Source organism: Paenochrobactrum glaciei, assembly GCF_039522165.1.
Taxonomy (GTDB): domain Bacteria; phylum Pseudomonadota; class Alphaproteobacteria; order Rhizobiales; family Rhizobiaceae; genus Paenochrobactrum; species Paenochrobactrum glaciei.
Genome location: NZ_BAAADE010000011.1, coordinates 1 through 11,797, shown reverse-complemented (window position 1 = coordinate 11,797; position 11,797 = coordinate 1). Strand labels below are relative to the sequence as shown.

General features: G+C 43.8%; 11 protein-coding genes and 1 pseudogene. 9 read left to right on the top strand and 3 right to left on the bottom strand.

What is annotated here, in order from left to right; all coding sequences use genetic code 11:
• The first annotated feature begins 179 nt into the window (after nt 1-179).
• From ABDZ76_RS15770 to ABDZ76_RS15760, 3 genes and pseudogenes are all read left to right on the top strand, one after another.
• The gene (locus tag ABDZ76_RS15770) at nt 180-1,019 is read left to right on the top strand and encodes a helix-turn-helix transcriptional regulator (RefSeq protein ID WP_343807653.1); all 840 of its coding nucleotides are present in this window, start codon (nt 180-182) and stop codon (nt 1,017-1,019) included.
• Between the two features lie 943 nt (nt 1,020-1,962).
• Nucleotides 1,963-2,089, top strand: a pseudogene (locus ABDZ76_RS17695) (transposase); the annotation flags it as partial.
• A gap of 134 nt (nt 2,090-2,223) precedes the next feature.
• Complete coding sequence (locus ABDZ76_RS15760; protein WP_343807647.1) at nt 2,224-2,403, top strand: PfkB family carbohydrate kinase; 180 nt, start codon at nt 2,224-2,226, stop codon at nt 2,401-2,403.
• 95 nt (nt 2,404-2,498) lie between these two features.
• Here the strand turns inward: ABDZ76_RS15760 and ABDZ76_RS15755 are convergent, their stop codons facing one another.
• Together ABDZ76_RS15755 and ABDZ76_RS15750 are read right to left on the bottom strand one after the other, a co-directional pair.
• Nucleotides 2,499-3,578 (bottom strand): LacI family DNA-binding transcriptional regulator, encoded by a 1,080-nt coding sequence (locus ABDZ76_RS15755; RefSeq protein ID WP_343807644.1) that lies wholly within the window; start codon nt 3,576-3,578, stop codon nt 2,499-2,501.
• A 94-nt stretch (nt 3,579-3,672) separates the two neighbouring features.
• Nucleotides 3,673-4,515 carry a PfkB family carbohydrate kinase gene (locus ABDZ76_RS15750; RefSeq protein ID WP_343807641.1) on the bottom strand — a complete coding sequence of 281 codons (843 nt, stop codon included), beginning with the start codon at nt 4,513-4,515 and terminating at the stop codon, nt 3,673-3,675.
• A 112-nt stretch (nt 4,516-4,627) separates the two neighbouring features.
• Between ABDZ76_RS15750 and ABDZ76_RS15745 the strand changes: the two genes are divergently transcribed.
• The 6 genes from ABDZ76_RS15745 (at nt 4,628) to ABDZ76_RS15720 (ending at nt 10,962) form a co-directional block, all read left to right on the top strand.
• On the top strand, nt 4,628-5,629 hold the full coding sequence (locus ABDZ76_RS15745; RefSeq protein WP_343807638.1) for an SIS domain-containing protein: 1,002 nt from the start codon (nt 4,628-4,630) through the stop codon (nt 5,627-5,629).
• A gap of 104 nt (nt 5,630-5,733) precedes the next feature.
• Nucleotides 5,734-6,756, top strand: coding sequence for a TRAP transporter substrate-binding protein DctP (dctP, locus tag ABDZ76_RS15740; RefSeq protein WP_343807635.1), 1,023 nt, complete (start codon nt 5,734-5,736; stop codon nt 6,754-6,756).
• Nucleotides 6,757-6,863: 107 nt separating this feature from the next.
• Nucleotides 6,864-7,355, top strand: a complete 492-nt coding sequence (locus tag ABDZ76_RS15735) for a TRAP transporter small permease (protein WP_343807632.1) — start codon at nt 6,864-6,866, stop codon at nt 7,353-7,355.
• Nucleotides 7,349-8,623 (top strand): TRAP transporter large permease, encoded by a 1,275-nt coding sequence (locus ABDZ76_RS15730; protein ID WP_343807629.1) that lies wholly within the window; start codon nt 7,349-7,351, stop codon nt 8,621-8,623. The genes ABDZ76_RS15735 and ABDZ76_RS15730 overlap by 7 nt, the downstream gene beginning before the upstream one ends.
• Nucleotides 8,624-8,636: 13 nt before the next feature.
• A complete protein-coding gene (locus ABDZ76_RS15725) occupies nt 8,637-9,575 on the top strand; it encodes an ornithine cyclodeaminase (RefSeq protein WP_343807626.1) in 939 nt (312 codons plus the stop codon).
• Between the two features lie 88 nt (nt 9,576-9,663).
• Nucleotides 9,664-10,962: an NAD(P)/FAD-dependent oxidoreductase gene (locus ABDZ76_RS15720; RefSeq protein ID WP_343807623.1), complete on the top strand. Its 1,299-nt coding sequence runs from the start codon at nt 9,664-9,666 to the stop codon at nt 10,960-10,962.
• 496 nt (nt 10,963-11,458) lie between these two features.
• Here ABDZ76_RS15720 and ABDZ76_RS15715 read toward each other — a convergent pair.
• Nucleotides 11,459-11,797: integrase core domain-containing protein (locus ABDZ76_RS15715; RefSeq protein ID WP_343807620.1), on the bottom strand; the 339-nt coding region annotated here is incomplete at its 5' end.

Genomic DNA, 11,797 nt, shown 5'->3' with positions numbered 1-11,797 from the left:
TTGCAGTCTTTTAGCAAACGCGCTTCTTAAAATACCTCTTTGACTAAGGGTGTATAGACACTAATTTAAGTTTAGAGCATACTCCTTAAAACAAGTAAACTTATATATTTATATTCATTTGAGGGGTATTACCCAATTTAGGTAAAATCTTTTATATATATCATTTAGGATAGTATCTGATGACAAAAAGCTTAGAGAAAAACAAAAGTGTTAGCTGTCAAATGCTATCAACGCATGAATGGTATGGGGCGCTTGGCGAGCTTGTAGCTAAGGTCGGCTCAGCTGAATTTCCTGACTTTTTTAATAATGTTATCAATAGTTTGATAGCCTATGACTACACGGTCACATTTGCATATAATGGGCCCGCAATGCCTCTTTGTCTGCACCATAGTTTTCAACCTGAGCAGTTCGAAATTCATGTCACAGAATATGTGGTGGGGCCTTATTTATTGGATCCGTTTTATAAGGCCACGATTTCAGGTCTAAATACTGGTATGCACAGGTTGCGCGATTTGGCACCGGATCAATTTTTTCAAAGTGAATATTATAAATCATATTATGTACAAACGGGACCAGTTGATGAAATTGCGTTTTACTTTCCTAGCAGTCAAAACTGGACAATCGTTACATCGCTTATGCGATCGCCGCTGAAACCGGCATTTACAACGCGAGAATTACGTATTTTTCGCTGTATTGAGCCTCTCATCCGAAATATTGCCCAGATGCATTGGTCTCAAGATGAACGTTTAAAAGTATTTCGCTCAGTGCAGGATGAAAAAGAAGCGCTGAGGACTGCTATTCAGGAAGCTGTGAACCATTTAGGTATGCCCGCGCTGACGGCACGTGAATTACAAGTGGTTGGTTTGGTATTAGAAGGGCACTCATCAGAGTCGATTGCAAGTTTACTTGATATTGCATCAGGTACCGTGAGGATTCATCGTAAAAATATTTATGCGAAGATGCGCATATCCTCACAACGTGAATTATTTGCAATTTTTATGAAGAATCCAATCAGTTAAAATTGCGCATATTGGCAGATGACGTGGATGTGGCTCAAACCTCATTGCTTGATCCAGAATATCATTGTTGCAGCAATGAAAATTGTGGACATAACATGTGCCGATATTGGTATACGCTTGTGAATGGGCCACTACTCCTTGAGTTTCCCGACATATTTTTAATTTTATATCGTCGGCAATAAAGCTTTGCGTCATAAACAATTGAAGTTTTTTGGTTCGCTTATGAGGGGATACAAGCGGTAATATTACGCTATTCAGGCACGTTAAAGAATATCGTATATTGGCTCTTTCATGTTCGCCAACCTATTTTTTGATCTGATAAAATGCTTGTGCTGTAAATATTATATTTCAGGTATTTCAAGATAAATTTATTTCATAAAGCAAATGACTAATAACGAGATAAAAATAAAAACCAACCAATTTTATCTCAAAAAACGAGATTTTTTGCATTTTAGGAAGATGAAATCCTTGATTTAATTAAATAATTATTAACCATAGAATTCGCATAGGGTTTGTTCTGTCTTCTTTAGAGAGCAGGACTTAAAGGAAGACGTTTTTCTGATGATCAAGTACGCTTGTAACGACTAAAATGATTCATCCGGTTTGATCATCAAAAGAATAGTTATGCTGATGCTTAGCGCTTCTTGCGCTTTTTTGACTCTTAATCCGCATATTTCCGTAGCTCAGCCGATAATATCCGCGAAGAACGTAGCGTGCGATTGCGTAACTTCGTGATTGAGTGATTTGGGGTAGATTGGTAGCAAGAACAGATTTTTGGTTGACTGATTAGTTCTGGTCTGGGTGCGATCCGAGCCCATCCCAGCGAAAAAGTGCCATTGAATATATCAACAAGCGCATTTGCCTATAATCTCAAGGTAACTCCGTAGAAGTGTCTTAGATTTGTAGACACCTTGTGACTTAAAAAAGAGGCAAGGAGCTTACTATGGGTAAGGGTAATTTCACTGACGAATTCAAACTCGATGCTATTCAACAAATTACTGAGCGCGGTTATTCCGTAGCAGATGTTTCTCGTCGCTTGGACGTCAGTACACATTCACTTTATAGTTGGATGAAGCGCAATAATGCCTCTGAGAAAGCAGCTGCGCAGGATGATCAATTGTCAGCGATCCAGACGCTGAGAGTTTAGCAACGCAGTTACAAACCGGTATTGCCCGCACATTCGGCGAAATGATGCAGAAGCTTTGTGAACGGACAGAATATCCATGTTTCAGCGATGAAAGTTGAGGTATTAAACACGACTACTGCCGGTGACTGTTTTGTTGGTGTATTAGCGTCATCCATGAATCGCGGTTTATCGCTTGAAGATGCAATGAAACGGGCAACCATTGGTGCTGCAATTGCTTGCACCCGTGCCGGAAGTTAGCAAAGCATTCCTCACGACTGAGAAACTGATCAGTTTATCTCAGCTTAGATGGCATGAAACGGTTTTTCTGCTCATCCTATAATATCAAATGGATATCATATTGTTTTTATTGAAAAGCGCTGGATGAAATGCGTACCCAATGTAATTTTTTGTTGAGGCTGCGTTGCATCCTTCAGGCGATTAAATATTAATTTAGCCGCTTGTTCGCCCATCTCAATTGTTGGTTGTTTAATGGCGCTGATTTGTGGCTTATGAAGGCTAAACCAATCCAGATCATCAAAACAAACCAAAGACACGTCCTCTGGTATTGATAAATTGAGCTTGTCAAAAGCATGCATAACTGCGCCGGAGAGTAGGCCACCTGTTGAGAAAACTGCCGTCGGATGTTGGGGTTGTGACATCATTTTTTCAACACTGCTTTGTCCCGCAGTCGCAGAATATTCTCCGACACGACAAATATGATTGAGATTAATATCACAACCACTTTGCAACATAGCGCGCAAATACCCATAAACGCGCTGCCAACTCGGCAACAAATATTGTGGGTCAACAGTGCCTAGTTTGGCAGATGCAACAAACTCCTCAATTCCTTTGCCATTCATATTCACAAGCTCTGCGACAACGCCAATGGATCTGTGTCCGGCATTTATCAGGCTTAAAGTTGCTTCATAAGATGCATTGAAATTATCAACTACAACATAATCAGCATTAAAGCCCTCAATGACACGGTCAATTTGCACAATTGGTTTTTTGCTCTCCATTACCTTTCGCAAATGGGGCGCATCACGTAAATCTAATGGTGCAATAATTAAACCATCGACTTGTTTTGCCAATAAAAGTTGAACAGATTCAATTTCTTGTTTAAGTAACTCATCACTACCAGTCACCAGAAGACCAAAGCCCTCTAAGCGGGCAATATTATAAATCCCGCGTAATACACTTGCATAAAAAGGGCTCTGAATATCACCGGCAACTACGCCGATCGTTCGCGTTGTACCGGTTATTAAACTTCTTGCCAGTTGATTGGGTGTATAGCCCAATTGTTCCGCGCTTGTTAAAACACGATCACGAACATCCTGGCTGCTATAACCGTAACCGCCAAGCACGCGGCCAGCCGTTGCAGTGCTGACACCAGCTAAACGTGCAACATTTGTGATAGTGGGTTTTTTAGACATTATCCCTCATTATGACAAAATCTACAGATCAGCCATAAGCTTTATAGAACGAATAATATTAACCAGATAAACACTTAACACACGAAATCTATACTTATGCAATCACGATCTTTATGTCATCTAAAGAAACGGAAAGATCAATCGGTTTACCATGTCCGATAGCACCAAAATAAGTACAGGTTTGCGCGGCAGAAAAGGCGGCCGCTGTTAACGCCAATTGCGGGTCCTCATTTTTTAGCAAACCAATCAACACTCTAGCGATCATTGTATCACCCGCCCCAAGCGTATCAACCGCATCAACCTGCACTGGCTTTACCTGCCATAGTTTCTCACCATGGCACAATAATGCCCCCTGAGAACCACGCGTTGCCATGACCCATTTTGCGCCATGCTGTTTAATCTTGTTCATCATTCTCACGGCTTCATCTTCAGCAAGATCACCGGCCGATACGGTCGCGAACCAGAGAAAGGGTGACATTTTTTCGATTAAAGCATCGGTAGCCCGCGTTGAAAAGTCATAAGAAATTCGAGTTTTTTCAGCAAACAGAGGCACATATTTATCCAGACCACTTGTATGCCCTACATGCGCGGCATCAAAATTTTCCAGATAATTAACATCAGCCTCAGAAGGAGTGAAATGCGAAACCCCCAGATCGTGAGTAACAAAAATACGATCTGAGTTTTTATGCTCAATAATACAATAAGCCGTCATTCCTTCGACAATACGAAGGCGATCACTTAAAACGTTCTCATACTCCAGCACTTCTTGCATAAGCCGGCCTGCAGGGTCATCCGCAACGGCACCAATATAAGCTGTTTCAGCACCAAGTCTGCGCGCTAAAACAGCAACATTCAGGCAATTCCCCCCAGGATACATTTGACCTGTTGAAAGATAGCAATCAACATCATTGTCTCCGATTGCAGCTATGCGCACCATTTTATTTCTTTCCCCTTGACAAGTTGTGATAACGTTCCCACAATAAAATCACATTGTCAATAAATGGCACCACCAATCAGGTTGAACCATGGATCTTCGGGAGGGAAGAAATATGAGGGCCGAAATTAATAGCGATGTTCAAAAAACCATCGCGGCAATTCAAGGCAGAGAGTTTAGCAATATTTTTTTAGTTGCTTGCGGCGGCTCGCTTTCCATCATGTATCCGGGTAAATATTTCTGTGACACGCATTTTAAAAATATCGACAGTGATATGTATAATGCGGATGAATTTATTTGCCGCAGCCCCCGCAAACTCGGACCAAAGGCTCTGGTGATTTTGTGTTCACAAACAGGAACAACGCGCGAAACAGTGGCGGCGGCTCATTTTGCCCGCGAACATGGCGCGACGACTATTGTGATGACTTTGGATGCCACATCTGCACTCGCAGAAGCCGGTGAGTTTGTGCTCAACTACAATGCACCTTACACAACTGGCTTAGATATCGATCCGTATGAAAGCAATTATGCGGTTCTTTATATGGTGCTCAGCAGCCTGTTACTACAGCGTGAAGGCGTGGATCTCACCGGTAAGCTTTTACAAAGTTTAGGTCATCTGCAAGTGGCAACAACTTCAGCAAAGCAAGTTTTTGCGCCAATGTTCGCAGAGTTTGCCGAGCGTTTTCATGATAAAAACGTCATCTATACAACAGGTAGTGGCTGTAATTATGGTGCAGCATATTCATTCGCGATTTGTGTATTAATGGAAATGCAGTGGATTAACTCACAAGCCATTCACGCGAATGAATTTTTCCATGGGCCTTTTGAGGTTGTCGACCAAGACACTTGTTTTATTTCACTTATCGGCATGGATGAAACGCGGCGTCTCGAAGAGCGCAACCGTGATTTTCTCCATCGTTTTGGCAATGAAAAGAACATTATGGTGCTTGATGCTGCAAAACTTGATCTCAGCGGAATTGAAAAAGAGTTCCAAGGCTATCTGGTGCCATTAATATTCTTTGATGCCTTATGGGTGTTCATCTATCAGCTGGCAGAACTGCGCGGACAAATCATGCTCGATGGTCGCAGATACATGAAAAAAATATACGATTACTGATATGAATTAATAATGAAATCTATGATTGCCAAAGAATAATGTCGGCGGGATGGGAGTCAATGCAGGCAGTCTTTGGTTGATAGTTAAGCTTAGGGAGGGCTTAGATGAGTAGATTCAAAGCTAAGAAAAACATTATAAATATATTTATGGGGTTGGCTGCATTCGCATCCGCTAATGCTTTTATTGCATCTTCTGCACAGGCAGAAAATACAACGCTCCGCATTGCCTCAGTTAATCCGGCTACAACAGAGTCATTTGTTGTCGCCGAAAGAGTGGCCAAACGAATTACCGAGCGCACAGATGGTCGTGTAACATTTCAGCTATTTCCTTCCGGCCAGCTAGGCACCACTAATGATACTATTGAGCAAGCCAGTCAGGGGCAGCCCGTAATCGGTTTTGTTTCCGCATCAGCGATGGCAAATTTTGGTGTGCCAGAGTTTTCGATACTCGAAGGCCCATTCTTGACGGACAATAATGAAGAAGCGGAAAGACTGGCCAATTCTGCTTTACTGAAATCTCTTTATGATAAGCTGGCAGAAAGTGCGGGAATTCGCGTTCTGTCAATCAACTGGTTTGATGGTGCGCGCCATATGATTGGTGATAAAGCCTATCCAGAACCATCTGACCTTAAAGGTGTTTTAATGCGGGTTCCACCAGTTGAAACCTGGATTAAAACCTTCGACCCTCTACAGGTCGTAGCAACTTCAGTTGAAGCAGGTGAAGTCTATTCAGCACTTTCTCAAGGTGTTGTAACTGCTGCGGAAGCGCCTTTGACAGGCCTGCGCGCATCGCGTTGGTATGAACCAGCTAAGCACATTACAACAACCGGTCATTTTAACCTATTCACTGGTTGGGTCATGAGCGAGAATGTCTTTGGTAAGCTGACGACAGAAGATCAGGCTGTTATGCTCGAAGAGTTTAAAAAAGGCGGACAGGAACTGACAAAGCTCTCTGAGGGTTTAGGCGAGGAAATTCGTCAGGAGTTTGAAGCCGCAGGTGTCACTTTCCATGAAGCCAATATTGAGGCTTATCGTCAAGCGACCGCAGATTTTTATGTAAATTTCTCTGACTGGTCAGAAGAATTGCATAAAAAAATGCGCGCCGCTGCGACAGGCAACGACCAATAAAATAATAAGCGTCACGGCACCTGTTATTATCTTGGATATTACCGGTGCCGGCAATGCGCAAGTGACTGGATTCATTCGTGTTTCATGGCACAAATGGGAGGACAGGCATGAAATGGCTGGATAGAATAGCGCAACTGATCGGCTCGGTGTTGCCCGCGTGCTGTTTGGCAATTGTCTTGATTGTCGTAACAATGAATGTGTTTGCCCGTACGGTACTCGGCATGCCTTTTCATATGGCACATGACATCGCAATACTTGCATTTGGGGGGCTTGTTTGGCTTGGCCTAACAGGCGTTGCATCAAGTCGGCAATTGTTTGGTGTTGCTTTTTTTACATCGCTGCTTCCCTCTTCACTGAAAAAAGCAGCCGATATCTTATGTCATTTGATTGTCATTTTGATTAGCTGCTTTGTTATACATGCGGCATATCATCAAATCATGACTGCTCGGTTCAGCAAGTTTTTGGCTCTTGGTTGGCCAAAATGGATTGTCTCCGCAATGCTGCTCTTCTCATTTGCTGTGATCGTATTCGTCCAGATCAGACAAGTTATCGAACTCTTAAAAGTACCTGATAGCAAAGAGGAAAGAACCTCATGCTGATTACTTGTTTATTATTCTTCTTTTTACTCATTTTTGGCGTACCCATTGCTTTCGTATTATTAGGTTCTTCGGTTGCCTATTTCGTCATCAACCCAATGATGGCCAGTATTGTTGCTCAACGCCTAGCTTCGTCATTAGAATCCTTTCCTCTCTTGGCGGTTCCGTTTTTTATATTTACGGGCGCAGCTATGGCGCGCGGCGGCATTGCACACCGTCTTTATGATTTGGCTGAAGGTATGGTTGGGCACTGGCGCGGTGGTTTGGCGCAAGTTGCAGTAATGAACTCACTGTTTCTTGGTGCAATGTCCGGCTCTTCCAATGCAGATGCCGCCATTGAGGCGCGGACTATTGCACCCATCATGCGTGAAAGAGGTTATTCCAACGCTTTCGCATCGGTTGTCAGTGCATCATCCAGCGTGGTTGCGCCGATAATGCCTCCAAGTATCGGGCTTATTATTTATGGTCTTTTGACCAATACATCGATTGGAAAACTATTTATTGGTGGTGTCATTCCAGCCATAATCATTACCATTTCTATGCTGATAACCGTCCGCATTGTGTCTAAAAAACGTAGTTACGGCGCCATTCGTGATAAAAGATTACCACTATCGGATATTATGTCACGTGCACGTACAGCAGTATGGGCATTAGCGATGCCCGTTTTGCTACTCGTTGGCTTGCGCGGCGGCTGGTTTACACCGACAGAGCTTGGTGCGATTGCTGCAGCTTATGCGCTTATCGTCGGGCTATTCATCTATCGTGGTTTTAAGGTCAATCAGATTTACGAAATGTTGCGTGAATCTGCGCATACAACCGCAGGCGTCATGTTTATTATGGCTGCTGCGTCAGTATTTTCACTTATCCTTTCTTTAGAGCAAGTACCACAAGCAATTTTACAGTCTCTTCTTAGCTTAACAGATAATAAATATTTGCTTTTGCTTATCATCAATGTTGCTTTACTACTTCTTGGGACAGTGCTTGAAGGGCTTGCACTGCTCGTTATACTGGCGCCATTGCTGCTGGAAGTTGTCAATAATCTAGGCATTGATCCAGTTCATTTTGGCATTGTAATGGTATTTAATACGACGATTGGCTCCGTAACACCGCCCGTTGGCACAGTACTGTACACAGTATGCTCTATTACAAAATGTAGCATTGAGGAGTTCACCGTTGAGTTCTTGCCGTTCTTACTGGCGCTCGTTCTGGTGTTACTGGCTCTTGTTTTCATTCCGCCGCTCGTAACTTTCCTACCGAATATGTTATTCTGACAGGTGCGCTCCAATGCAATATTATGATGTGTCGTCAATCCAGCAGCTTTTAAAATATGATGAGCTCATTGAGGCATTAGAGAAATGTCATTTAGGCAATATGCCCGATAGCGCACATATGCTTAGAAATGAGCCTGATAATGGCAGTAATCAATTTGTAGCTCTTGTTGGTTGGCAAAAGAATGAAATCATTGTCGTTAAGCTTGTTGGTGTTTTTCCTGACAATCTGAAACTGCAACCAGTACAGCCTTCAATTCAAGGAGTTGTTGTTGCTTTTAATGCCAAAACCGGCACGCCAGAATTTGCCGCCGATGGCGCGGAAATGACATTCCGAAAAACTGCGGGGGTATCTGGTCTTGGCAGTCGTTTATTAGCACGAGAAGATGCGGAAACTCTGCTAATTGTAGGGGCTGGCGGTCTTGCACCTCATGTTTTACAGGCGCATTGTGCGGCCAGGCCATCAATTAACAAAGTTATGATCTGGAACCGTACCTTTGAAAAAGCCGAAAGCTTGGCAAAGCTTTGGACGACATCAGAGCGTCCGGTTCAGGCCGTCACGGATTTATCCCAATCAACACGCGGTGCGGATATTATTTCCTGTGTGACCATGTCAGATATGCCTTTAATTAAAGGCGAAGATCTACAAGATGGTGCGCATCTTGATCTTGTAGGGGCTTACTTGCCAACTATGCGTGAAGCAGATGATGCGGCAATGATTAAAGGCCGTATTTATGTTGACACCCGCCAAAATATGGAAGGTGCGGGTGATCTTTGCCAACCTGTAGAGCGAGGATTGATGAGCTGGGATGCTGTGCAGGGTGACTTATTTGACCTCTGCACAAAACGCGTAAATGCACGCCATTCAGACCATGAAATAACAATCTTTAAAAATGTTGGTGGCGGCCATCTTGATTTGTTTACTACGCAATTTCTGTCTCGAAAGACACTGTGAAACGCATGCTCTGGGTAAGTGTAGCAAGCATCAATAATGCAATCAGGCTGATTTAAGTGGCAACGTTTTTTTCGAGAAATGATCTAACATGTTGAACAATCCTCGCTCTCACGGTTTATGGGAAAAGTCAGCCCCAAATGCTCCAGTAACTTCCGCACTCCAAGGTGATTTGACGGTTGATGTGGTCATTGTCGGTGCTGGTTTTACCGGACTTTCAACCGCATTGAATTTGAGTGAGCGCGGCAGCAAAGTTGCAGTGCTTGAAGGTGTTGAAATTGGCTATGGCGCTTCCGGTCGTAATGTTGGTTTAGTGAATGCTGGTATGTGGATTATGCCGGATAATCTGCCAGGCGTGTTAGGCCAAAAATATGGTGACCGCTTGCTGGAGGAACTTGGAAATGGTCCTCAGATGGTGTTCGAGCGCATTGAAAGGCATAATATTTCCTGTGAGGCGACCCGCACCGGTACATTACATTGCGCTGTTGGCCAAAAAGGCTTGCGCGAATTGAAAGAACGGGCAGAACAGTGGCAACGCCGTGGTGCACCAGTGACATTGCTAAGCGCAGAAGAAACGGCCAAAAAAACAGGTACAAGAATCTACGCCGGCTCATTATTAGATATGCGTGCGGGTACAATTCAACCATTGGCATATGTACGTGGCCTTGCACATGCGACGCTTGCCGCAGGCGGGCAGATATTCACTAATTCCACAGTGATCGGTACTGAGCGTCAAGGTAAGGACTGGGTGGTGAAAACGGCACAGGGCAGTGTGCGTGCTCAATGGATTGTTGTGGCAACGAATGCATATACAAAAGCGCCGTGGCCACAGATACGCACAGAAATGATGCACTTGCCTTACTTTAATTTAGCAACCAAGCCACTAACCAAAGAACAACAATCACAGATTTTACCTGAACGTCAGGGGGTATGGGATACTAAGACGGTATTGTCATCCTATCGGTACGATCAATTTGGCCGTTTAGTTTTTGGAAGTGTTGGCGCATTGCGAAACACCGGTACGGGTATTCATACCGCTTGGGCAAAGCGTGAATTAGAACGTGTTTTTCCGCAACTAGGAAAAGTTGAGTTTGATTATGAGTGGTATGGTTTCATTGGGATGACCAATGATAGTCTGCCTAAACTACACTGTTTTGATAATAATGTCATCGGATTCAGTGGTTATAACGGTCGCGGCATTGCCACAGGCACAGTGTTTGGCAATATAATGGCGCGTTATATTAACGGCGATATAAATAAAGCTGATCTGCCACTTCCGGTAACTGAACCGGAAGCTCTTTCGTGCCTTAGCCTTCGTGAAGCTTATTATGAAACTGGTGCACAGATTGCACATTTAATAGGTGCCCGCTCTTTAGTATTAAAAAAATAAAAATCATGCTTAGGTCTGAAATTGTGCGTTCATGCTGAAGCGCGACTTATACCATTTGAGTTTATGCAGAACGATGTCTGTTTGCAAAGAGTGTCTGCGGAAAGGCTTCTGCAGGTGTTTTGTACCTAAGGCATTTGCGCGGCGTACTATTGAAGAAATTGCAGATGAATGCGAGGTCTCGATTACTGAGTGTGAGCGCGGCAATATCTCAGGGAAGCCAGCGTCGTGTGCATCTGTTGGTGTTCTCAACAGTGTCTTTCTGGCAGGGTGACTTTGGATCATAGAGCCATGTTTGTGCCCTTATCCCGTTCTGCAGATAAGCGCATTCTGCAAACTCAGTGGTGTGATCAAACGTTATTGTGCAGTGGGCCATTCGGGGCAGGAGTTGGAGCATCCTAATCACACCATCCACCGCCGCCGTGATTGTTTCATTGTTACGTTGTAACGCTGAAAAATGAACCGCCCCGTGTTTTCCGGAGGGCAATTTGTTCGACGATTATGCAGCTTTATCACATATTCTCATATTCTGATAGAAAGCCTCCTCGGCTTCTACAGGTGTTATATATCCGATTGGCTCCAGCAAACGTTGATTATTGTACCAATGGACCCAATTGAGTGTTTCCCATTCAATTTCGCGCATTGATTTCCATGGTCCCCCTTGGTTGATGACCTCCGTTTTGAACAGACCGATCACACATTCAGCTAAGGCATTGTCATAAGCGTCGCCAACGCTACCAACCGAAGGCTCTATCTGAGCCGCAGCCAGCCGCTCGGTATATTTCATCGAAAGATATTGAGATCCGCGATCCGAGTGGTGGGTCAAAGCCTTATTCAT